The 23144-nt window shown below is 67.7% G+C and carries 21 protein-coding genes; 11 read left to right on the top strand and 10 right to left on the bottom strand.

Annotated elements, in window-relative coordinates; genetic code table 11:
• Window positions 1–175: 175 nt before the first annotated feature.
• The gene (locus JW592_RS01905) at window positions 176–1600 is read left to right on the top strand and encodes a TerD family protein (protein ID WP_209263035.1); all 1425 of its coding nucleotides are present in this window, start codon (window positions 176–178) and stop codon (window positions 1598–1600) included.
• A 10-nt stretch (window positions 1601–1610) separates the two neighbouring features.
• On the opposite strand, the gene JW592_RS01900 is transcribed toward JW592_RS01905, so the two are convergent.
• On the bottom strand, window positions 1611–2756 hold the full coding sequence (locus JW592_RS01900; RefSeq protein WP_307805255.1) for a glycosyltransferase: 1146 nt from the start codon (window positions 2754–2756) through the stop codon (window positions 1611–1613).
• Between the two features lie 214 nt (window positions 2757–2970).
• Here JW592_RS01900 and JW592_RS01895 point away from each other — a divergent pair, with 214 nt between their 5' ends.
• The 3 genes from JW592_RS01895 (at window position 2971) to JW592_RS01885 (ending at window position 5184) form a co-directional block, all read left to right on the top strand.
• Complete coding sequence (locus JW592_RS01895; RefSeq protein ID WP_209263034.1) at window positions 2971–3771, top strand: glutamate racemase; 801 nt, start codon at window positions 2971–2973, stop codon at window positions 3769–3771.
• A 100-nt stretch (window positions 3772–3871) separates the two neighbouring features.
• Window positions 3872–4501 (top strand): hypothetical protein, encoded by a 630-nt coding sequence (locus JW592_RS01890; RefSeq protein WP_209263033.1) that lies wholly within the window; start codon window positions 3872–3874, stop codon window positions 4499–4501.
• Window positions 4502–4686: 185 nt separating this feature from the next.
• On the top strand, window positions 4687–5184 hold the full coding sequence (locus JW592_RS01885) for an NUDIX hydrolase (protein WP_209263032.1): 498 nt from the start codon (window positions 4687–4689) through the stop codon (window positions 5182–5184).
• Between the two features lie 90 nt (window positions 5185–5274).
• Here the strand turns inward: JW592_RS01885 and JW592_RS01880 are convergent, their stop codons facing one another.
• The 6 genes from JW592_RS01880 to JW592_RS01855 all read right to left on the bottom strand — a co-directional run bounded on the left by JW592_RS01880 (window position 5275) and on the right by JW592_RS01855 (window position 10613).
• The gene (locus JW592_RS01880; RefSeq protein WP_209263031.1) at window positions 5275–5691 is read right to left on the bottom strand and encodes a PTS-dependent dihydroxyacetone kinase phosphotransferase subunit DhaM; all 417 of its coding nucleotides are present in this window, start codon (window positions 5689–5691) and stop codon (window positions 5275–5277) included.
• 2 nt (window positions 5692–5693) lie between these two features.
• Window positions 5694–6311: a dihydroxyacetone kinase subunit DhaL gene (gene dhaL, locus JW592_RS01875; protein WP_209263138.1), complete on the bottom strand. Its 618-nt coding sequence runs from the start codon at window positions 6309–6311 to the stop codon at window positions 5694–5696.
• 221 nt (window positions 6312–6532) lie between these two features.
• A complete protein-coding gene (dhaK, locus tag JW592_RS01870) occupies window positions 6533–7525 on the bottom strand; it encodes a dihydroxyacetone kinase subunit DhaK (RefSeq protein WP_209263030.1) in 993 nt (330 codons plus the stop codon).
• 559 nt (window positions 7526–8084) lie between these two features.
• Window positions 8085–8267, bottom strand: a complete 183-nt coding sequence (locus JW592_RS33510; RefSeq protein ID WP_372446437.1) for a hypothetical protein — start codon at window positions 8265–8267, stop codon at window positions 8085–8087.
• Between the two features lie 64 nt (window positions 8268–8331).
• Window positions 8332–9213, bottom strand: coding sequence for an aminoglycoside phosphotransferase family protein (locus JW592_RS01860; RefSeq protein ID WP_209263029.1), 882 nt, complete (start codon window positions 9211–9213; stop codon window positions 8332–8334).
• On the bottom strand, window positions 9210–10613 hold the full coding sequence (locus JW592_RS01855) for a helix-turn-helix domain-containing protein (protein WP_209263028.1): 1404 nt from the start codon (window positions 10611–10613) through the stop codon (window positions 9210–9212). Before JW592_RS01855 ends, JW592_RS01860 begins: the two co-directional genes overlap by 4 nt.
• 164 nt (window positions 10614–10777) lie before the next feature.
• On the opposite strand from JW592_RS01855, the gene JW592_RS01850 reads away from it, so the two are divergent.
• The 3 genes from JW592_RS01850 to JW592_RS01840 all read left to right on the top strand — a co-directional run bounded on the left by JW592_RS01850 (window position 10778) and on the right by JW592_RS01840 (window position 17429).
• Entirely contained in the window at window positions 10778–11029 is a 252-nt protein-coding gene (locus JW592_RS01850; protein WP_209263027.1) for a hypothetical protein, read from the top strand.
• A 761-nt stretch (window positions 11030–11790) separates the two neighbouring features.
• Complete coding sequence (locus JW592_RS01845; protein WP_209263026.1) at window positions 11791–16935, top strand: DUF6531 domain-containing protein; 5145 nt, start codon at window positions 11791–11793, stop codon at window positions 16933–16935.
• On the top strand, window positions 16914–17429 hold the full coding sequence (locus JW592_RS01840) for a hypothetical protein (RefSeq protein WP_209263025.1): 516 nt from the start codon (window positions 16914–16916) through the stop codon (window positions 17427–17429). Before JW592_RS01845 ends, JW592_RS01840 begins: the two co-directional genes overlap by 22 nt.
• Window positions 17430–17795: 366 nt before the next feature.
• On the opposite strand, the gene JW592_RS01835 is transcribed toward JW592_RS01840, so the two are convergent.
• Entirely contained in the window at window positions 17796–18659 is an 864-nt protein-coding gene (locus JW592_RS01835) for an MmyB family transcriptional regulator (RefSeq protein ID WP_209263024.1), read from the bottom strand.
• A gap of 559 nt (window positions 18660–19218) precedes the next feature.
• Between JW592_RS01835 and JW592_RS01830 the strand changes: the two genes are divergently transcribed.
• The 3 genes from JW592_RS01830 to JW592_RS01820 are packed head-to-tail and all read left to right on the top strand — an operon-like array spanning window position 19219 to window position 21584.
• Window positions 19219–19818 (top strand): hypothetical protein, encoded by a 600-nt coding sequence (locus JW592_RS01830; RefSeq protein ID WP_209263023.1) that lies wholly within the window; start codon window positions 19219–19221, stop codon window positions 19816–19818.
• Window positions 19811–21118, top strand: a complete 1308-nt coding sequence (locus tag JW592_RS01825; RefSeq protein ID WP_209263022.1) for an MAB_1171c family putative transporter — start codon at window positions 19811–19813, stop codon at window positions 21116–21118. The genes JW592_RS01830 and JW592_RS01825 overlap by 8 nt, the downstream gene beginning before the upstream one ends.
• Before the next feature lie 10 nt (window positions 21119–21128).
• Complete coding sequence (locus JW592_RS01820; protein ID WP_209263021.1) at window positions 21129–21584, top strand: NUDIX domain-containing protein; 456 nt, start codon at window positions 21129–21131, stop codon at window positions 21582–21584.
• A gap of 10 nt (window positions 21585–21594) precedes the next feature.
• On the opposite strand, the gene JW592_RS01815 is transcribed toward JW592_RS01820, so the two are convergent.
• Window positions 21595–21732 (bottom strand): hypothetical protein, encoded by a 138-nt coding sequence (locus JW592_RS01815; RefSeq protein ID WP_209263020.1) that lies wholly within the window; start codon window positions 21730–21732, stop codon window positions 21595–21597.
• Window positions 21733–21808: 76 nt separating this feature from the next.
• Here JW592_RS01815 and JW592_RS33505 point away from each other — a divergent pair, with 76 nt between their 5' ends.
• Window positions 21809–21982 carry a helix-turn-helix domain-containing protein gene (locus tag JW592_RS33505; protein ID WP_209263019.1) on the top strand — a complete coding sequence of 58 codons (174 nt, stop codon included), beginning with the start codon at window positions 21809–21811 and terminating at the stop codon, window positions 21980–21982.
• Window positions 21983–21993: 11 nt separating this feature from the next.
• On the opposite strand, the gene JW592_RS01805 is transcribed toward JW592_RS33505, so the two are convergent.
• Window positions 21994–23106: a tyrosine-type recombinase/integrase gene (locus tag JW592_RS01805; RefSeq protein WP_209263018.1), complete on the bottom strand. Its 1113-nt coding sequence runs from the start codon at window positions 23104–23106 to the stop codon at window positions 21994–21996.
• Between the last annotated feature and the right edge of the window lie 38 nt (window positions 23107–23144).

Below are 23144 nucleotides of genomic sequence, written 5' to 3'. Positions count from 1 at the left end.
GAGGAAGCTGACAGAAGCATAAGCCCACCGGCCAGGACTGAGAACGCCCGTGCCGTTCTCGGATGTTCGAGTCCGACGACTCGTGGTGACTCCTGGTGAGGGGGCTTCGGCAGCGGCGGCACCGTGCAATAGGTTGGGGACGGCACACAGGCAACCGAGCCCAGGGGGAGTGGCCATGACGATGCGCAAGGGGACAAATGTCCCCGTACCCGCCACGGCTGTGCGGGTCGAACTGGGCTGGCCGTCCGGCCCACAAGTGCCGGACGTCGACGCCTCGGCCCTGCTCCTCACCGAGGGGGGCAAGGTCCGCTCCGACGGCGACTTCGTCTTCTACAACCAGCCGCGGCACTCCTCCGCCGCCGTACGGCACGAGGGCAAGAAGCCGATGGGCACCTCCTGCACCGACGAGCTGGTCGTCGACCTCGGCAGCGTCGAACCGGACATCGACCGCGTGGTCATCGCGGCCTCGGCCGACGGCGGCAGCTTCGGCCAGGTGCCCGGCCTGTACGTACGGCTGCTCGACGCGAGCGCCGGCGGCCCCGGTGCGGGCCAGGAGATCGCCCGTTTCGACCCGGCGGACGCAGCGGGCGAGACCGCGTACCTCCTCGGTGAGCTCTACCGCCGCCAGGGCGCCTGGAAGTTCCGTGCCGTCGGACAGGGCTACGACAGCGGACTGGCGGGCCTGGCGACCGACTTCGGTATCAGTGTCGACGACCCCGCACCGTCCCCCGCCGCGCCCTCGGCCCCCGGCACCGCCGTACCGCCGCAGCCGCACATCGCCGGGCCCCCCAACGTGCCCGCGCCGCCCGGTGTGCAGGCGCCACCCGTACCGCAGGCGCCCACCCCGCCGCCCGCGCCCACGCCGGCCCCGGCGCCGACCGCCCCCGCCGCACCAGCCCCCTCCGCCGCACCCACGGCACCCACCGCACCCACCCCTCCCGGCGCGCCCGCCGCGCCCGTACGGTTGAGCAAGGTGACGCTCACCAAGGAGGCGCCCTCCGTCTCGCTCACCAAGCAGGGCGGCACCTCCGGCGCCATGCGCGTCAACCTCAACTGGACCACCCAGGCGCAGCCGCCCAAGGGCCTGGCCGGGCGGCTCACCCGCGCCATGGGCGCACTCACCGGACCCGACCTGGACCTGTGCGCCCTCTACGAACTCGCCGACGGCCGCAAGGGCGTCGTCCAGGCGCTCGGCAACTCCTTCGGGGCGCTGAACCGTCCGCCCTACATCCACCTCGACGGCGACGACCGCACCGGCGCCGTCGCCACCGGTGAGAACCTCACCGTCAACCTGGACCACACCTCCGAGCTGCGCCGCATCCTCATCTTCGTCACCATCTACGAAGGGGCGCGCAGCTTCGCCGGACTGCACGCCACTGTCACACTCCAGCCGCAGCACGGCGCACCCGTCGACTTCTCCCTCGACGAGTGCACGGTCCCCTCCAACGTGTGCGCCCTGGCGCTGATCACCAACCAGAACGGCGAGCTGATGGTGCGCCGCGAATCGCGCTATCTCGTGCCCCGGCGTGGCATCAGCCCGCAGCGCACCGTCGACGAGGAGTACGGCTGGGGCATGAAGTGGACCCCCGGCCGCAAGTGACCGTCGTGGCTCACGAATAGGTGCGGCCTTTCCAGGCCGCACCCCGGCCCTGGTAGTGCTGCACCGCCGAGTCGACCGTCATCGCCAGATACAGCACCGCCGTCACCGGCAACAGCGGCGCCCGCCACAGCGGCTGCCCGTAGTAGCGCAGCGTCGGCACGTACGACAGCGCCATCAGCAGCCAGGCCGCCCCGCCCACCGGCGAGCCGGCACACGCCCACACCGGCGGCACCACATACACCACAAGCAGCCCCAGAACGGTGGCAACCAGCAGAACCGGGTTGTTGAGCAGCTGCGCGTACGCACTGCGCGAGACCATCCGCCACAGCGGGCCCAGCCCCACGTACGGACGCACGCTGCTCACTCCGTCCGCGAGCCCCAGCCAGATCCGGCCGCCGGACCGCTTGACGGCCCGGCCCAGCGTCACATCGTCGATCACCGCGTCCCGGATGCTGTCCGGCACCCCCGCCCGCACCGCGGCCTGTGTCCGCAGCAGCACACAGCCGCCCGCCGCGGCAGCGGTGCGCGCCCGGGGACTGTTGACCCAGCGGAACGGATAGAGCTGCGAGAAGAAGTACACGAAAGCGGGAACGATCAGCCGCTCCCAGCCCGTCCGCACCCGCAGCCGCGCCATCTGCGAGACCAGATCGAGCCGCTGGGCGAGCGCCCCGCGCACCAGTCGGCGCAGCGAGTCGGGCTCGTGCGCGATATCCGCGTCCGTCAGCAGCAGGAGCTCCGGCTCGGCCGTGCCGGACCTGGCGTGCGCGATGCCGTGCCGTACGGCCCACAGCTTGCCCGTCCAGCCGGGCTCGGGCTCGCCGGGGCGCAGGACGGTCAAGGGCGGTCCGTCGGGCGCGCGGTCGGCCAGCTCCCGGGCGAGCGCGCCGGTACCGTCGCCGGAGCCGTCGTCCACCAGCAGGATGTGCGCGTGCCCCGGGTAGTCCTGGGCCAGCAGCGTGGGCAGGGTCAGCGGAAGCACCTCGGCCTCGTCGCGAGCGGGCACCACGACGGCGACGGAGGGCCAGTCGACCGGCTCCCCGCCGGCGGGCACGGGCGGCAGGCGCACATCGGTCCGCCAGAAGAACCCCTGCCCCAGCAGCAGCCACACCCACGCGGCCAGCGAGGCGAGCGGAACGACGGCGGTCCAGGTGAGCACGTGCCGCAGTCTGCCGTACGCACCGCCCGGCAGCACCCCTCGGCGCGTCGACCGCGCCTGCCGCAGTCTCCTGCGGGGCCGCCCTGCCGTGGGTGCGACTGGCTGCGAAGTGCGACCGGCCGCAGTTGCGACGGGCCGCGAGTGCGTCCTGGGCGCGTACGACCGGAGGCGCTGAGCGGAGCCCCTCGCTGCACGTGAAGTACAGTTGCTTGACGTGAAGATCGCGCTGATGGACTCCGGTATCGGCCTGCTCGCCGCAGCCGCGGCGGTACGCCGCGCACGCCCCGACGCCGACCTCGTGCTCTCCTCCGACCCGGACGGTCTGCCCTGGGGCCCCCGCGACGCGGAGGGCATCATCGAGCGCGCCCTGCAGTGCGCACGCGCCGCCGCTGCACGTCGGCCCGACGCGCTGATCGTCGCCTGCAACACCGCCTCCGTGCACGCGCTGCCCGCCCTCCGCGCCGATCTGGAGCCCGCGCTGCCGGTCATCGGGACCGTCCCCGCCGTCAAACCGGCGGCGGCCGCCGCCGTCCGCACCGGCGGCCGCGTCGCCATCTGGGCCACCCCGGCCACCACCGGAAGCCCCTACCAGCGCCGACTGATCGACGAGTTCGGTAACGGCGCCGACATCACCCCAGTGCCCTGTCACGGACTCGCCGACGCAGTCGAGAGCGGCGACGAGGACCTCATCACGGCCGCCGTGCAGGCCGCCGCCGAGCGCACCCCGGCCGACGTGGAGACCGTCGTGCTCGGCTGCACCCACTACGAGCTGGTCGGCAACCGCATCAGGGAAGCACTGCGCGGCACCCGTACCGAGGGACCGGCGCTCCAGGGCTCGGCCGCCGCTGTCTGCGCCCAGGCGCTGCGCCGTGCGGGCACCCGGCCGGACCCCGGCGCCGCGCCCACCGGGGATCTCACCGTCCTGCACAGCGGCCGGGTGGCCGCGCTGCCGGAAGCGGCCCTCACCTACGCCGAGGGCAGGCTGCTGGCCGCCGCGCCCGCCTCCCTCGCCTGACGTAGCGTTTCTCCTCCTCACGGAGCGTGCCGTCGCCGCGTTCGGCGGTCACTGCCTGCATGAGCTGCCGGTGCCGGTCCCCGGGGGTACGCTGCCGAACATGAGTGACCATCCCCGCGACGGCGCACCACTCGCCGAGGGTGGCGCCGCGTCTTTCAGTGGAAGCGAACACACCACCGCCCGCCCCGCGCCCGTGGAGAACGCCGTCCTGCCGCCGAGCTCCGAGGTGTGGACCGGCAGGGCGACCAGCCGCCTGCAGTGGGCGCTGGCCGCCGTCGGTGCCGGCTGTGTGGCCCTCGGTATCGACCTGGCGGTGGATGTGACCTGGTCCGGCGGGCTGGTGCCGCTGGTCATGTCGGTCGTCGGCTGCGTCGCGGCCGGGCTGCTCATCCTCTTCGGCACCCTCGCCTTCGTTCACGTCGAGGTCAAGGTCGAGGGCGACACGGTCGAGGTGCGGTGCGGGCACGCCGGAGTGCCGCGTCGCCGGATCCCGCTGCGGGACGTGGTCGAGGCCGACCACGCCCCCAGCGTCACCCCACGGCATTGGGGCGGCTGGGGCTACCGCTGGCGGCCCGAGAAGGGCACGGCGGTCGTGATCCGCCGGGGCGAGGGGATCGTCCTCCGGTTGGGGGACGGCCGGCTGTTCACCGTCACGGTGGACGATGCCGAGGCAGCCGTCCGCCACATCCGCGCCCGCCTCCAGGCACTGGGCACCACCGAGCCGGCCTGACCGGACCGGGACCGGGACCGGACCGGCCGGCTCGGTCGATCTGCTCGGCCTGGGAGATCGGAGTGTTCAGTGTGCTGACGGGGGTGGGGTGATTGTCTGCGGCGCACCGGCCTGTGGCTCCTGCGCGACCGGCACGCGGACCGACCTGCCGTAGCGGTCATGCGACCGCGGCGTAGGGTCTGGGCATGGCCACACCCGAATTCATCCGCGACCTGCGGCGTTCCGCAGGGCACCAGTTGCTCTACCTGCCCGGCGTCAGCGTCATCGTCTTCGACGACCAGCGGCGGGTGCTCCTCGGGCGGCGCGCCGATACCGGCCGGTGGTCGGTGATCGGCGGTATCCCGGAGCCCGGCGAGCAGCCGGCGGACTGCGCGGTGCGTGAGGTCTTCGAGGAGACCAATGTGCGCTGTGTGCCGGAGCGCGTCGTCTCTGTCTACGGCCTGGACAAACCCATCACCTATCCCAACGGCGATGTCTGCCAGTTCATGGACATCACCTTCCGTTGCCGCGCCGACGCGGAGGCGGCCGGCGCGGTGCGGGTCAACGACGACGAGTCGCTGGAAGTCGGCTGGTTCGGCCTGGACGAACTGCCGACGATGAAGGAGTACGCGCACTTCCGCATCAAGCAGGCCACCCAGGAAGGCCCCGCCTGGTTCGCCGCGTCCCCGCCCGCCGGGGACTGAGACGGGGACCGGGAGCGGTGGTGGGGCCCGGTACACCCGGCCCCACCGGAGCCGCCGCGCTGTGCACACCCTGCGGCGCCGCCCCGCCGTTCACACCTTGCGGTAGGTGTACGCCTCCTCCGCCCCCGCGGCCACCGCAGCCAGATCGCCGCCGCCCGCGGCCGTGACAACGGCGGCCACGGAACCCTCGATCAGCGGGGCGTCCACCAGTTGCGCGGGCTCGGGCAGCTCGTCGCCGTCGGCCAGCAGCGCCTTGACGGTCAGTACCGCGCTGCCCAGATCGACCAGGAGCGCGACACCTGCTCCCTGGTCCACCTGTCGAGCAGCCTCGACGATCAGTTCCTCGCTGGTGCCCAGTCCCCCGTCGGGCCGCCCGCCCGCGCCCGCCACCGGAGCGTCCGGCACCCCGGCGAGACCGGCGGCCAACTGTGCGACCGAGTCGGCGACCTCCTTGCTGTGCGAGACCAGGACGATCCCGACCTGCTTCGTCTCCTTCGCCTCCGCCACGCTCACTCACTCCCGCCGCTGTCGCCGGGTCCCGCGCCCTGCGCGGTGTCCGCGGCCGCCAAAGCGGCCATCAGCAGCGCCGCTGAAGTCGCCCCGGGGTCCTGGTGCCCGACGCTGCGCTCGCCCAGGTAGCTGGCCCGGCCCTTGCGCGCCTGGAGCGGCACGGTCTCCTCCGCGCCCCGCTCCGCCGCCGCACGTGCGGCCTCGAAGTCCTTGCCGCCGCTGTCCGTCATCGCCTCGACGGCGGGGAACAGCGCGTCGAGCATCGTCTTGTCACCCGCGGCGGCACCACCCAGCTGCGCCACCGCCTCGACACCGGCGCTCAGCGCGCCGGCCAGCTCCTCGCGGCTCACCCGCTCCCCGCTGCCGAGCGCCTTGCCGGTGCGGCGCAGCAGCGTTCCGTACAGCGGCCCGGATGCTCCGCCGACAGTGGAGACGAGCTTCCTGCCCACCGTCATCAGCACGGCACCCGGCGTCGCGGGAATCTCCTCACCCAACTCCGCGCGTGCCGCCTCGAAACCGCGGCGCATGTTCTCGCCGTGGTCCGCATCGCCGATCGCCGAGTCCAGCTCGGTCAGCCGGTCGGCCTCCCGGGCCACCGCGTCGGCGGTGGCCGTCATCCAGCGCGCGAAGAAGGCGGCGTCCAGCTCGCTCGTGCCTTCGCCACCTTCGCCGGACCCACCGGCGTCGTTCGTCACCTTGCCGCTCACTCCTGCTCCTTCGCCGCTGTCCCGGTCCCGGTCCTGCTGCCGTAGTGGTGCGAATGCTGTGTTGTTGTAACGCGGTACTGCTCCATCGCCGCGCCGCGCGCCGCGATGTCGCGCCGCTGTCCCGTGTGGGCTCAGGCGCCCCACCGCAGCCCCGGGGTGCGCACCGGCGCGTCCCAGAGCCGCAGCAGCTCCTCGTCGGCCCGGCACAGCGTCACGGAGGCGCCCGCCATGTCCAGCGAGGTCACGTAGTTGCCGACGAGCGTACGGGCGACCGGAATCCGCCGCTCGGCCAGCACCCGGTGGACCTCGCCGCAGAAGCCGTACAGCTCCAGCAGCGGTGTCGCACCCATACCGTTGACCAGGGCCAGCACCGGCTCCTCCGGCCGCAGGTCCTCAAGCACGGCGTCGACGGCGAAATCCGCGATCTCGCCGGAGGTCATCATCGCCCGCCGCTCACGGCCCGGCTCGCCATGGATGCCCACGCCCAACTCCAGCTCGCCCGGCGGCAGCTCGAACATCGGGCTGCCCTTCGCGGGCGTCGTACAGGCGCTCAGCGCCACTCCGAAGCTGCGTGCGGACTCGGCCACCTGGCGCGCGACGGCCTCCACCCGCTCCAGCGGGGCTCCCTCGGCGGCGAGCGCGCCCGCGATCTTCTCCACGAACAGGGTGGCGCCGGTACCGCGGCGCCCGGCCGTGTGCGTACTGTCGGTGACCGCCACATCGTCCTCGACCAGCACCTTGGCGACGCGCATCCCCTCGTCCTCGGCCAGTTCGGCGGCCATGTCGAAGTTGAGGACGTCCCCGGTGTAGTTCTTGACGATGAACAGCACGCCCTCGCCGCTGTCCACGGCCGCCGCCGCGGCGACCATCTGGTCGGGGACGGGGGAGGTGAAGATCTCGCCCGGGCACGCGGCATCCAGCATTCCCGGCCCCACGAATCCGCCGTGCAGCGGTTCGTGCCCCGAACCCCCGCCCGAGATCAGCGCCACCTTCCCGGCCACGGGCGCGTCTCTGCGGACCACCACCCGCCGGTCGACGTCCACCGTCAGCTCCGGATGAGCCGCCGCCATCCCGCGCAACGCATCGGGCACGACCGATTCGGGAACGTTGATCAGCATTCTCATGTGTACCTCCACGCGAGGGTAGCAGCTGCCGCTGTGAACGGCGTTTTTGCAGGTCGCAACAGGTTGGCGGTGGATCGAGGGGGTGTTGATCTCGGCGCTTCGTGGCGCCTTGGAGCGGGGACTGTCGGGGCTGATGCTGAGTTGTTGCTGAGTTTGCTGACGGCGAATCAGTCGAACTACTGAGCGGTATCGTCCGTCTCGGACAGTCTCTCGCGTAGAGCGTTGGCCGTCACGCATCTGTTACGCACGTGCCGGGGCTGTGCTGCCTCTCGGGCGACCAGTGGATTGCTGAGCCCGGCCGGCGCCTCTGGGAGGAGTGCGCGCTGACCGGGTGGCGTCTACTTCGCTCTCACGCTACTGGAGGCGGCACCACTGCAGCGTGTGGGGCGTCATGGCCGCGCGCTGAGGTCGGCGGGGACGCGAGAGAGAACGCCTGGTCACGATCCAGCGCGCGGCACTCGTGGGCGCGCTTCAGGCCTTGGTATCGATCTTGCATGAGGGTTCGCTCGCCACGTCCGGACAAGGGGCCGGTCCTTCGGCCGAGAAAACTACTCGAGGGTTACTTGTCACTTGATTCGACGCTCGTCAACAACCTGAGTGCGGCCAGGAGGCCGATGGCTTCGGTGATGTAGCGGTAGTCGACGGTGGTGCGGATACCGACCCCGGCCGCGAGTTTGGCGTATGAGGTGTCTGTTGAGGATAGGGCCTGGGACGTCAGCTGAGTATCCAGCCACAGTTCCATGGCAGCTGGCATGTTGGTTGATGCTCTGATGGACGAGGCTCAGCGGCGGAACCGTTGCGGTCGTTTATGGAATGCCCTCCCACTGCCAAGGACGTGGTCCGCAGCGTCCCCGCAGGCAGTCGACGCGGTGCTGGGCTTGGGTGCGCCATTCCGGGTGGGATGCCGCATGCTGTGCTGCGTACGTGACCATGCGCAGTTCGCGTGCTCCTGCCAGGGTCGGGTATCCCGCCCAGTCGGTGACGTCGTGGCCGTACGTGTGGCAGAACTCCTCGTATTCCTGCGGTGATACCGCTCCGGTTGTCCTGGCCCGAACTGCGCTGGAGACCAGGTCCCATTCGGGTGGGCCGAGAGAGAAGCGTTCCAGGTCCATCATCAGCGGTCCCGCAGAGGTGCGCACGATGTTTCCGGGCCAGGCGTCGCCGTGGACGGCACAGGTCGGCAGGCCGGCAGGCAGTTCGGCCCATGCGGTTTCGAGCTCCCGGTGGAGACCGCGCAGCCAGCGCACGTCCTGGTCCGGGAGCGTCGTCGCGGCGTCCAGCCGGGCGGAGACGCGCACGAAGGGGTCCAGAGTGCCGATGTTGAAGTCGGGCTCCGGCAGCGAGTGCAGCTGCTTCAGGAGAAGCGCTACGTCTGAGACGGTGCCGTGCTCGCTGGGTGGGAGCTCTTCCCAGAAGGTCACGGGGCGTCCGTCGGTTTCTACTGGCTGCTGGACGCTGGCGGCGCGGACGGCGGGGACGCCATGGTCCGTAAGCCATCGGGCGACGCGCACCTCGCGTTGTGCGGTGTGCAGCTGGCCCGCCCGCGCTATGCGGGCGACCACGCCTTCCTGCAGCCGCCAGATCTGGTTCTCGGCGATGCGCACCGGTTCGGCGCCCTGTGAGTTGAGGCCGACGAGGGCGCACGCCTGGGCGAGAGCGTCAAGGGCGGGGGCTGCCTCGGTGGTCATGTTTGCAAGGTAGCGGTGATCCGTTCCCGCAGAACAGCGGCTTCTTGGATCTCCTTGTGGCGGGAGGCGTAGCGGCCCAGCTCGCGAAGGTCGTCGGCCGCTCGCCGGGAGGTCAGTGGGCCCGCGAGTGCAATGGCCTTGTGGCCGATGTCGGCTGCCTCCCGCGGGTCGCCCTTGGCCATGACGAGTGAGGCCAGCTTCGTGCAGGAGATCGCTCTTGAGCGCGTGAAGGCCGGATCGTGTCCTCGGACGGCTGCCTGGAATCTCTGGCCGGCATGCTGAGGGTTGTACCCGTCCACGCCGACGGCCAGGTCGAAGAGAGCGTGTGCGGTGTCGCCGTTGTGCTGGGCTTCGTCGTAGTAGGCCATCCACGGCGGGTCCTGGTCGGGGCGGCGCTGTGCGAAGGCGTCGTCGGCGGCTCCGACAGCGGCCAGTGTCTCGCGTGGGTTGCGGAGTTTCCCGAACGCGCGAGCCCGGGCGGTGTGAAGCATGGCCCGCTCCGTTGCGGTCAGTCGGTCGGAGCGCACCAGGCCCTTTTCCGCGTGCGTGAGTCCACCGTCGGGGTCACCTACCCAGATGGCCTGGCGAGCAAGGAAGGAGCAGCCCTTGGCGCGCAGGTGCCAGTCCCTGGCTTCCTCCGCGCACTCCACAGCCACCTTGAAGGAGACACGTGCTTGATCGTGCTCGTACGTGTCGAAGTGGCTGGCGCCCGCAACGATGCCCAGGCGCGCTATGGCGGTGAGAAATTGCTGTCGCAGGGATTCGGGGCAGTCGAGTGACAGCAGGCGCACGGCCCACTGCATGGCCCCTGTTGCGAGCTCGCCGACGAGGCCGCCCCCGCCGTGAGCATGGTCCCAGCTGTGCAGACCGTCAGCGATGGACAGGAGCTGCTGGATCTCCCGGGAAGTGATCTTTTTCGGCAGAGGAAGCTGGCCCGTCCCACCCATCAGATGAGCGAGGTCCAGGGGGGCGAGGGCGGCCAGGCTGCCGACGGCGAAGAAGGAACGACGGTCCACAGGCTCAGGACTCCCGGTCGACACGGATGAGGTATCTGCATCCAGGATGCGGCCTGCCCCGGCCACCGGGTTACGGTTCCCCGGCCGTCGGCCCCTCTTATCCGCTTCGGCAGCCCTTTTATCCGCATCGCCGTACACCATCGCCCAGGCCCGCATGAAGAGCCCTCCGGTCCCCAGGGCTTCGTCGAGCCTGGGGGCCAGGTCGCGCGGACATCGGTACGTCCCCTTCTCGATTTTCAAGATCACATCAACGCTGACCTGCACTTCTCCCGCAAGGGACGCAGCTGTCCTGAAACCGCGTTCCTTGCGGCGCAGTCGCAGCTCATGGCCGAACCACTCCTGGGGTGAGTTGCTCGGATCAAGGGCCTTCTCCGGCTGAGGCATTGGCTGTCCTCGTCGTCCTGATGCGGATGCCTGAAGGCGTCCGCATCGACCTCTGCACATCGATCCCGTGCGCTGTCTCAATGGTTGCTGACTGCCGCAACGCAAGTACACACCGCAACCAGAGACCTCTGCCGAGGTTTCGGACCAACGAAATGGAACTCGCAATGCCGAACCATCTCGACACCGCAGGGTTCGACGTAACTGGCGTGCACGAACGAAGCCAGAGCCGCCCGGGGCAGCTGGAGATGGACCTCATCGTGACCCCCAGGGCGGTTCGCTGCGCGAAGCAGGTCGTCTCCGCTCATCTGCGGCTGTGGGACCTGGACAATTCGGCGGAAGACCTGGGGCTCATCGACCTCACCAAGTCCGAACGCGGCGGCAATCTCCGCCAGCTCGTTCGGGGAGAGACTCGCTGATTCGAGCTTGCCTGCGTCACCCATCACCACCGCACCCTATCGACGCGTGGGTGCTGCGTTCTCTATTTCATGGCGGTTTCATCGGGGCATCGCAGGATGGCGAGGCTGCCTCAGCGATGACGGAACCGACGACCGTCCCGACGACGGCCTGTCCACGGGGGTGGTCGCCAAGAGTGAGGTGGGGCCAGCCAATAAGAATTCCTGACTCAGTGAGGGTCGGACATGAGAGCGACATCACGGCAGGGTAACGATCACTGCTTCGACTCTGAGACGTGTCCGACTTTTACAGATAGGCGGCATTGTCGATCGCAGCACAGTGAGCCGAGTCTGATGTTCACAGTTCGCACATAGGTGCGCGCTTGCTGTGTCGATCCTATGGGGGGATTGTGCTGACCGCTGCTTCCGTGCGGGTGCGTCTGCTTGTTGTGCTGCTGGTGTTGTCCGTTGTGGCAGGCGGGGGCTGGCTGTTGCGCCTGTCGACGGATCAGCAGGACGGTGGCGCCGGAGACCGGGTGGGGGCGGCGCCCCAGCCAGCGGCTCATCAGGAGCCGATGTCTCTGAAAGAACGCCGGGAGCAGACCAGGCTGCGCGCTGGAGACGCCAAGGCGCATGCTCTGGCGAACAGCACGGGGAAGAGGGCCACTGCGGATGACGTGAAGCGGGTGGAGTCTTCACGTGCCGCAGGACCGGGGAAGAGAAGGCGCGCTGCTGTCACGAGTGCGTCGGGGGAGATCAAGAACACGGGCATGATCGTGCCGCTGATGGCGCAGGATCCCTTCGGGGCCAAGGCGGCGTGGGATGGCGCGGGTTCGCTGAACGTGTCCCATCGCAACGGTGTCGCTGTGCCGGGGGAGCCGATCACTTTGTCGGCTTCGGTGTGGAACCTCGGGCCGGAGAACGACGAGGTGGAGTGGCGGGATGTGAAGGTCACCTGGGAGGTGGAGCGCTGTACGACGGGTGAGGACATCACCTATGACTTCGACCAGGTGGTCAGCGCTCCGAGCTGGGGAGACGACAGCAGCAGGGACGGGCCGAAGCCGCCGGTGGTCTCCGCGCAGATCCCCATCCCGGACGAGCCGTGCTCAAGCTCGCAGAACCAGGTGCTCATCTGGGCACACGCGGAGGTGCTGGAGGACCCCGACAGTCCGGTCGGCAGCGCGGCGGCGGCCTACGTCGGCTTCCAGGTGGTACCGAGCTTGGCGAACGGCCCGGCGCGAGGCGGGCTGTGCGGCGATGCGAGTGGGGCCCCGCGCGCAGACGTGCTGCGAGCCGACCCGATCAACACCTCGACCGGAACGTTCACCGAGTGCCTCACGGATGCGAGCGTGCCAGCGCCTGGGGTGGCGTTCGAGGCGAAGCGCACCTACTCGTCCGACGTCACCACCAGCGGCGCTCTCGGTCGCGGATGGCTCCTGCCCTGGGAGGTGTCCCTGCACAAGCAGGAGGACGGGGATATCGTCCTGCACGGCGAGGGCGGCGCACGTCACCTGTACGCCAAGCAGGAGGACGGCGACTACTCCACACCTGACTGGGCGCGCTCCCGACTCGCCGCAACGGACGCGGGCTACCGGCTGACCACTGGAGACCATCGCACCTACTCGTTCGATGCCTCCGGCCGGCTGACAGCCTTGAAGAGCCAGGCAGGGCAGGGACTGGAGTTCACCTACTCCAGCGGGCGAGTCTCCACCATCCGCGATGCCGCGGGACGCACGGTCGCCCTCTCCTACTCCGGTGACCGGCTGACGAAGCTGACGCTCGCCGACGGACGAAGCGTCAAGTACGCCTACACCGATGACCTGCTGAGCAGCGTGACGGGCACGGACGGCGAAACCGAGCACTACGCATACGACGCCGACCGCCATCTGAGCAAGATCACCGATGAGCGCGGCAACGTCCGCGCGGTCAACGTGTACGACGACAAGAACCGGGTCACCTCGCAGACCGATGCTTCTGGCGGGAAGACATCTTTCGCGTACACGAAGACAGGAGTCTTCGACCAGGTCGACGTCACGGCGCCCGACGGCGGGGTGTGGACGGACATCTACCACGACAACGTGTTGTTCGCGCAGCTCGATCCGTTCGGCAACCAGGTTCAGTACGGCTACGACCGGCACTTCAACCGGACCAGCGCCATGGACGCCCTGCTGCGCTACACCTCCTGGGAGTACGACAAGCAGGGGCGGCAGACCGAGCGCCGTACGGCGGATGGGGATGAGTCCTGGAGCTATGACGCGGACGGGAATGTCTCCTCCTACGAGGACGGTGAGTACAACGAGTGGAGCTACGCCTACAACGCGAACCACCTACTGACCTCGGTCGAGGACCCGAGCGGGCACACCGCCCGCTTCACCTACACCGCTTCCGGCCTCCCCAAGACGGTGACCTCGCCCGGAGGCGGCACTACCACCTATGGCTATGACGCTGCCGGTAACCAGGTCTCGGTAACCAGCCCGGAGGGGCGTAAGACCACCCGCGCCTTCGACCAGGCGGGCAGAGCGGTGACGGTCACCAGCCCGCGGGGCAACGAACAGGGCGCGGATGCCGCAGACTTCACCACGCGCTACGCATACGACGCGGCCGACCGTCTGACCAAGATCACCGGGCTCTACGGTGATGCGACGTCCTACGGGTATGACGAGGCGGGCAACCTCACCACCGTCACAGACGCGGCGGAGCGTGTGTCCAGCTACCGCTACGATGCGGCGAACCGGAAAGTGGCCTGGAAGGATCCGTCAGGCAAGACAGCCACGTACGCCTACGACGCCCTGGGGCACCTGTCCTCGTTCACCGACCGCACGGGAGCGAAGACCACCCACACCTACGATAAGGGCGGACGCCGCGTCACCACCGTCACCGCACGCGGACACATCGACGGAGCCGATGCGGGAAAGCACACCTGGCGGTACGGCTACGACAAGGTCAGCAACCTCATCACGGTGACCGACCCGCTCAAGCACACCACCGCCATCGCCTACGACGCCGAGAACCGGCCGGTCTCCACCACCAACCCCCTCGGACAGACCCGCCAGGTCACCTACGACGACAACGGCAACGTCACACGTATCCAGAACGCCTTCTACAAGGTCCGCAACCTCAAGTACGACGCGAACCAGCGACTCATCTCGGCCGAGTCCAAGAACGGTGAGGCCACCAAGTTCGAGTACGACGCCGACGGCAACCTGACCGCCGAGGTATCCCCTCTGTCAGAGCGCACCACCCACGCCTACGACCAGGACGGCCTGCTGATGGCCACGGTCGATCCCCGGGGAGGTGAGCAGGGTGCCGACCCCGCGGATTTCACGTGGAAGTTCGGCTACGACGCCGACGCGAACCCCGTCAGCATCACCGACCCCCTGGGCAACCGGCGCACAGCGGTCTTCGACGCCTACGGCAACCGCACCGCTGCCACCGACGCCACCGGACACACGACGCGCTACGCCTTCGACGCACTGCACCGGGTCGACAAAGTCACCGCCCCCGACGGCGGCACCACCACACTCGGATACGACTCCGCCGGCTACCTCGCCACGACCACCGACGCCGAGGGGCACACCACCAGCTTCGGCCACGATGCCGAGGGGCGCCGGACCTCGACCACCGACCCTCTCAAACGGACAGTGCGGGCCGCCTATGACGCGGAAGGCAACCTGACCCGGGCGACCAACGCCCGCGGGCAAACGATCAGCGCCGCCTTCGACCCCCTCGGCCGCACCACGAAGGTGGACTACTCCGACGACACCCCCGACACTCTCCTGACCTACGACGAACTCGGCCGCCCCACAAAGGTCACCGACGCGACAGGGACCCGCACCCTCACCTACGACGACGGGCAACTGGCCTCCATCACCGCCCCAGGAGCACCCAAGGCGTTCAAATACCGATACGAGGCAGGCCGCGTCAGATACCGGTACGACACCGAGGGAGAGGACTACCGGCGCAGCTTCGACGACAACGGCCGGGTGACCAGCCAACGGTTCAACTACAAGACCGTCACCTATGGCTACGACGCCGCGGGCAACCTCACCTCCACCACCCTGCCCACCGACACCGGGCGGGGCGAGACGCGCGCCTACGACGCGGCAGGTCGCCTGGCCTCCCTGACCACCCCTGCCGGGAAGCGCACCTTCACCCGCGACGCCGAGGGCCGGATCACCGCCGACACTCCCGCCGAAGGTCCCGCAACCCGCTACGCCTACGACGACGCGGGCCGCATGACCCGCACCTGCACCGACACCTCCGGCACCTCATGCCTGGACGCCACCAGCGCAGGTACCACCTACGCCTACGACAAGAGCGGCAACCTGCTGACCGAGGCCCGCGACGGGAAGACCACCAGCCACACCTACGACGCCGCCGACCAGCTCACCAAAACCACGACCGGCTCGGCCACCACCAGCTACGCCTACGACCCCGACGGCAACCAGACCAAGGACGGCTCCGACACCTACACCTACGACCCGGCCGGGCGCGTCAAGACCGCCGACCTGGGCGCCGACACCTACAGCTTCACCTACGACGCCGACGGCAACCGCACCCAGACCCGCAAGAACGGCAACCCGGCACGCACCACCCACTGGGACATCAACAGCCCGCTTCCCCAGATCGCCACCGAGTACGACGGCGCAGGCAGTCTCCTGGCCGAATACCAGGACGCCCCCACCGGCATGCCCCAGTCAGCGCACCGCTCGGGCAAGGACACCTACCTCACCCACGACCGCCAGAACTCCGTCACCGGCGTCTACGACACCACAGGCACCGAAACCCACCGGTACACCTACGGGCCCTGGGGCAAGACCGACAGCAAGAAGGGCGGCGGCAGCGGCCAGCCCAGCGCATTCGGCTACACCGGCCAGTACAAAGACCCCGTCCTGCCCGACCGGCTCCTGCTCCGGGCCCGCAGCTACGACCCGACCCAGCACCGCTTCACCACCACCGACCCCATCCGCGCCGGCCCGGACAGCGCCAACCAGTCCCCCTACGCCTACGCAGACAACGACCCCGCCAACCAGTCCGACCCCTCCGGCCTGTGCCCACCGTGCGTACGCATCCTCGGCGGCGGCACCATCGGCGGACTCATCGGCGGCACCAGCTACACCCTCAACCACTGGGACGACTTCAACTGGCGCGACCTCGCCAAAGCCAGCGGCAAAGGCGCCCTGATCGGCGCGGGCGCCGGCTACCTCGCCCCCGCAGGCAGCAGCTTCTCCGCCGCCATGGGCCTCCAAGGCGGCCGCGCCTACCTCACCTCCACCCTCGTCAACGCAGGCGTCGGCGCCGGATACACCTGGGCCGTTAACACCGTCCAATGCCAGCCCACCACCCCCACCGACCTCCTCATCGGCGCCGCCGGCGGAGGTGCCGCCAATCTCACCGGACCCGCATGGAACAGCCTCAAGGCGTCCTTGAGCAAGACGCCCACGGCACGCACTGGTGGACTCCTGCTGGACATGCCCCAGCTGCCCTCTGCACGGGGTCCCGCCGGGAAGATCCCCGCCGTTGTCGAAACTCACAGTGCCCCACCCAACTGGAGCCACGCGAGCCAGATGCAGCGAGCTGAGGACATGATCGAGGGATTCGCCTTGAAGAACTACACCAGGCGGACTAGCACCCGCGCTTACGTAGGCGGATACAACGTAAGGACCGGCGAGATTGCGGTCGCGTCTTCTGGAGGACGCTTCCCAGGCATGGCCTACTGCGCGGAAGGTAACGTGTGCCTCGCGCTCGGGGGTGACGCAGCGAGCGTTCGCATCACCAACGCGTACACAGTAGAAAAAGTCCACGGAACACTCGTGGTCAAGCCAAAGCCGGTATGTGCAAAATGTCAAAGCGACTTCCCGAGTCCTTTCCAATTCCCGCGCGGTGTTCAGCACGATTCCCCGGGTCCGTGGGACTCTCAGAGCTACTAGTAGGTGACGTGGATATCATCCGGATCGAAATTTCCCGGTTCGACTGGGCCGGCATGACGTGCGGTTGCGGCAGGGATGCAGACCACATCCCCCGGGACTTCCTCTCTGCGCTCTCCAAGGCTCCGGCTGACCGGGCAGGCGAAGACTGGGCGGACAATCATGCATACATCCAGTCCAATCTGATGGCGCCTGCCATCCCCACTGCTTCTATGGTGATGAGTGCCCTCGCTGCCGATGTACCGACGGAACACCGACGGAACCTCCTAGCGGTGCTGCAGTCCCTCGCCTGCGGCGAACAGGAGGACATTGCCGAGAAGTGTCTGGATGTCATCCGCGGCGGCACGTGGCTCCTCTACGAGGAGATCACCTCCGGGCGGTCCATCGATGCAGCTGCCTACGCCTACGAAATCCTGGATCTCATGGAAGAGGAACACGATCGACTGCGAAGGTTCCACGACGCCGCCGAAAACAGACTTCCTCACTACCTCCGCTGAACCGTGTAGCAGGGGGACCGCATGGTGAGAGTCCCCTTCTAGAGAAGGGGATTTGCCTCCTGAGTAACAGCGGCAAGAAGCGTCACCGGCCTAGGATATGACAGTTCGAGCGGCTGCTGAGAGTGATGCGGAAACAGGGAATGAGGAGCCATGGACCGGCCGCCCCGCGCTTCCGACTCCACCGCCCAGCTCGTTGACGTCGAGTGGCTCACAACCAGCGTCATGGGACCGAAGTCCCCGGGCATCGGCGGGTAGCTGTACGGAGCGTACAGGTTGATTCTTCCGCCCCACCTGGGGCTTCGCCCTGGTAAGGGCCTCTGCTCTGCGACGGAGGCCCTTACCATGCCTCACGAGCGGAAGTTGGGCTTACTTGAAAGCTTCTCGGGCCATGAGAGCCACCAGGCGGAGCCGGGGGTTGCCGAGCGGCTCCATTGCCAGCAGCTCCGCGTCGAAGATTCGAGTTCCGTGACGAGGGAGATAGAGGCGACGTGGTCTGGTGACGTCCGGATGTGAGATCGCAGGAAGGTTTGGATCTCGCCAGAGAGCAGCTGCTGTGGGGTCCGCGCAAACCCTCCTGATGACGTTCTTCAGTCTGGTATCAGTGCCCCATTGATCGGCCTGCAGGCGAAGTTGGGCCACCATGGGACGCGCCCATTCATGTTCCCATTCGATGAGCTGAGTGCGTGCCTCTGGGTCGGTGAGGACCCACTCCATCACGTTCGGGCAATGAAGCATCCAGGGGCAGGCACGGATCGCCTGCTCGTTGTAGGTCAGCAGGTCCCACCGGAAGTCGGAGATATAGGCCACACAGGTCTGGCGCCGCACGAATGCACGGAGCGCTTCTGGGATTTCTTCGGTCGAGGTATTCGGCTCTGCTTCTTGCTGCCCATCCAAAGCTTCTTCGCGCAAGCGCTGCGCCAGGCGCAACAGTGTCTGCCATTCCAGATCGCTTAGATCCAATGCGCGCCGCACGGAATCGAGAAACCTGGTGGAATAATTGCCGGGCTTCCCGGCCTCTAGGTTGCCGTACCATCGGCGGGAAACGCTGGCGAGGCGGGCCGTTTCCTCTTGTGTGAGCCCCGGTTTACCTCTCCGGGGGCAACTGAGGAGAACTTCCGCTTCTGGAATGTCATGTGGATCCCGCCGAGCCCGGGCCTGCCGGAGAAGCCGAGTGATGGCATTCCGGTCAGAGGGGGATGATCCACTCTTCCCTCTGCGCCGCTTTGCCATGTGTCCTATGCCACTTTCCTGGGGTGCGGGAGGCAGCTTTTCCTGTGACATCGGAGGCGCGAACTCGCGGAATCCCCGATGAGGAGAGCCCGTTCGCCTCCACCGTCACATCGAACCTGAAATCGAATGGGAGCAGGTGGGATGGGTGGGAACTGGTACTTCCCACCGGCGTACCACGGGGTGGCGGAGAGCCCCCGGCCTTGACCTACAGTCACCCCATGGAGTGATGATCCGTTGCTCCGTGTGAACGCCGGAAGAAAGTAGGTCGCATGTTGCGCACTATCGTCACCGGGGGCAGCCACCGGAGCGTCCTTGTGTATACCCACCCTGTTGCAAATAGCGTGACGATGCCAGGATCGTTTTCCGGATCATCGAGGCTGGACCCGAATGTCGGCGGGACTTGATTTCCCGGGACTGGTTGGCAACATTCCGGCCCTCGGGTGCGGCGCTCGCACGCTGACGCGGGCCGCCTCTCAGTGGCTGCGGGCTGGGCAAAGTCTTTGAATTAGCCGTGGTATCACTGCGCTGGCTTTGGTGATGCCGGTGGAGGAATTGCATCGTGAAGAGGCTGCTGCGTCGGGGGCCCGTCGGCCCCGGAGAGAATTCCGGTGGAGTCGCCCATCGGGCCGTGATCCGGGAGTCGAAAAAGATCGTCCGGTCGATGCCCATCCCCCGGCCTTTCCAGATGGACGCTTTCATCGAGCGCATCGAGGCGGAACGGTGCCGGCGTGTCAAACTGGTGCCTTTGCCGGACCGCCTGTTGGGCCGCACTGGGCTGTCAGGGCTGTGGTTGTGGCACGAGGAACTACCGCTCGATCTGATTCTGCATAGCGCCGAACGCCCGGTGGGGCACCGCCAGCGGATCATTTTGCACGAGCTGGCACACATGTGGTGCAACGATGACAAGGGCAGTGAGGCCCAGCAGTTGGAGACGCTGCTTCCGGACTTCCCGCCTGAGCTCTTGCGTCGGCTCACCGGCGGCACGGGCCGGGTGATGACCCGTCACCGGTACAGCACCCCGACGGAAGCCCGCGCCGAGACGATCGCTGGTCTTCTGCACTACGAGGCATACGGCGTGGAACCCATCGAGGACACGACACTGCGGCAGCTCAACGAATCGCTTTCTTCTCTCCATTCGCACAGGAGCGGTCTTGCCTAGCGCCTCTTTCGTCATTCTGGCACTACTGGCCCTGGTAGCACTCTGGCGGCTTCCTTCCGCAGTGCGCGGGCGTACCCGCGAGCGGTCCTTGTGGGTTGCTATCGCGGCGCTGACCGCGGCATGGCTGATGCGTACCGACGTCGGACGCGACCTCGTGAACGGGACAGGAATCGCCGACTTCGGCACGCTGCTCAAGCACATCGCTACGCTTGTGGCCTGGTGCGGCTTGCTCAAGTACGTGACCGCGGTTGATCGGTGCACCCCCGGATCGCTCGCCTCGCCCGCGGTGCCGCACCGGCGCGTGCGAGTCACCGCCTATGCCAACCGTTGGGTCGTTCCAGCCGCTGCGCTGTTTATTGCCGGATTGACCGTGGTCTTCTTCTTCGGTCTGGATCGGACGCCGATCCCGGCAGAGCGGGAGCAGCGGCAGTTTCTGGTCTGGCATGCTGGGGAGCCCGCGACGGCCCTTTACATGTTCTTCGTGTACGGGTGCTGGGCCGACGTCTGCTCCCTGTGCGGATACCAGTGGGCAGCTGCCGCACGACAGGCCAGGACCACTGCTCTACGTGTCGGCCTCACGCTGATGGCGGTTGGTATCGGGCTTCTCATGGTGTATGCACTCGTGCGTCTCGCCTGGAGCGTCCTCGTTGCCTTCCATCCGCCCTCGTTCGCGACTACGAACCGGCAGGAGAAGGCAACCGATCTCCTGCTCTACGCCGGTTCTCTGGTCTGGGTCGTCGGCTTGATCGCCCCCGTCACGCACACCGTGATCGCCCGTTGCCGAGCCACCCGGGACCTTCTTGCTCTACATGGCCTGTGGCGGGACCTCGCTTTGGCGGCGCCCGGGCTCACGCTCTACCGCCCCAGTACCCTGTCTGCCGGCCAACGGCTAGCCCGGGGACTGAATACCGTGCGCGACGTCTTCACGCACGATCCGTCGGTGCATGTGCGGCTGGCGCGATTCGTTGCCGAAAGCCACGACCTGCTTCACGAACTGCGCCGCTACGCTCCCGAGGAGCTCTACGAGCGTGCAGAGCACCTGGCCCTACATCAGGGATACACCGGAGCGCAGGCCGAAGCAGTCGCCAAGGGCTACTGGTTCGCTGCCGCCCGGCTCATCGTGATGACCTCCGCGCGGCCCGCGGGCACCCCTGCCCCGTTCCCCCAGAAGTACTGGGAGACGCTGTCCCAGGAGACGACCTGGCTTCGCCGAGTGGCTGCCGCCTACGAGGGCGTCAGTCCTTCCGAGGTTTTCGGGCTGCTCGACGATGTCGGCGTCGCCGTTTCCAGACAATCGTGAAGGAGCTCGCATGGATCCCGCCCCCGCCCGCCCCGGGATTTCCTCCGGCGCCGTGTTCACCGACGAGCTCGGCCGCATCCTGCTTGTCCACCCCGTCTACAAGGCAGGCTGGAACCTGCCTGGCGGACGCGTGGATGAGGGCGAGACCCCGCATGCGGCATGCGTGCGCGAAGTGCACGAAGAACTCGGCCTCACCGTCGAAGTTTCCCCTGAGCCGATGGTGACTGCATGGGTGACGCCCGCCGATGGGCCGCCCCACCTGTATTTCAGCTTCGAAGGCGGAAAGCTGACCGCCCAGCAGCAAGCGGCCATTCGGCTGCAGGACACTGAACTCTCTGACTGGCGGTTCTTCCCGCTGGAGACGGAGGATCCTGCGATCATTCCGCCTCGGCTCCAGGGGTTGTGGGAAGCCCTGCGCACCGCCTGTTCCACCAGCCGCCCCACGTACCGCGAAATCGCGCTCTAGACCCGCGGGATCACACTTCCGGGTCGGCGGGAGGCTCGGGGAACTCTGCCGCCTTGATCTGGTTGAGGCGAGTGCCGATCAGGACCAACGCGCCGGACCAGTGCGAGTCGTTGAGCTCGCGTGTAGGTGCCAGAGAAGAGCTACCCACAACCAAGCGCCCAGCTGGGTGCGGCCGGGATCCGTAAGTAACCTCCTCTCCTTCCGGCGAAGAAGAGGAGGTCCCCGTGGAACGTCGTTACGTTGGAGTCAGCGAAGCTGCCTTCTACCTCGATGTGTCCAAGCGCTGGCTGTACCGAGAGTCTCGGCGTCATGGAGTGCCCAGGTATTACTTCGGCGGGAAGCTGAAGTTCAGGCTGGAGGACCTTGACCGCTGGGCACGGCAGCAGAAGGCCTCGTGAGCGCCCGTGTATCAGGCAGCGAGGTGCAGTCCGGCGTCCAGAATCTTTGCCGCCCTTCCGATAGATGCCGGCATCAGGTGCCGGTAGATGCGGAACGTCATAGCAATGTTCTTGTGCCCCATCCACTCGGCGACATCAGTGATGGGGATCCCGTTGGAAAGACAGTTCGAAGCAAAGTAGTGACGAAGGGAGTAAGGGGTGAGCTTCCGTTCGATCCCGGCCCTCCGCTTCGCCGCCTCCCACTGGTACTCCAGTGTGGTGTGCGCCCAGTATGGGCGACGCTCGGTGCGTAGAAGATAGCCATTCGCGTCGGTTCCGTGGCGTGCTTCATACCGGAAGATCGAGTCACGGACCATGGCGGGCATCGGTGTCTCGCGGAACTCGCTCGGCTTGCGGTGTTTCAGACGGGCAGGGCGTCGCTTGACACCGTCGATTTGTTCAGTGATGCGGTACACGTCGTCTGCTACCAGGCGATGGACGTTCGCAGCGTACGCTTCCCCGTTGCGGTGCCCGCAGCCGGACATCAGGTCGATCAGCACGACCAGGGCTTCAGAGGCTGCGTCCTTGAGGGCGAGGACTTCTTCGAGTGTCGGGATGGTAACGCGGCGGGGAATGTACTCGGGCGGTATGACGCCTTCGACAGGGTTGCATGGGATCGCTCCCTTACGCTTTGCGTCGAGGAGGATCTTCTTCAGGGTGTCGAAGGCGTTCTGCTGCGTTGCCAGTCCGACCTTTTCTTCCTCCATGGCCATGATGAAGTCTTCAACCACAGCCGAGATGAAGGTCTCCATCCGGCGGGACCCCACAACGGGGAGGACTTGGCGGTCGAGAAGGCCGTTGACCGTCCTGGTGCTGCTCTCTGCGTAGTGGCGCTGCCTGGTCAGCCAGGATGAGGCGTAGTCCCCGAATCGCTGCTTGCCGAGTTCCCGCTTCAGATCGGCCTGGTGCCTGGGAGTGCTTCGCTTCTCCTCGTACAGCTTGGTAAGCCGATCCAGCGCTGCCTCTTGCGTTGACAGCCCCGTCTCTTCGCGCTGCCTTCCCGCAGCGTCACGGAAGCGGATGGTGTATGGATGAGGGCATCGGTTCTGGCGGGTGCAGTCGCACGTCTTGAAGAAGGTGCCCATCCCACGTATGAGTTTGGTCGCCAAAGTTCACGTCTCCG

It is taken from the genome of Streptomyces spirodelae (assembly GCF_017676385.1).
GTDB lineage: Bacteria > Actinomycetota > Actinomycetes > Streptomycetales > Streptomycetaceae > Streptomyces > Streptomyces spirodelae.
Note: the sequence above shows the minus strand (reverse complement) of the source record. Positions and strands in the feature narration are given on the sequence as shown.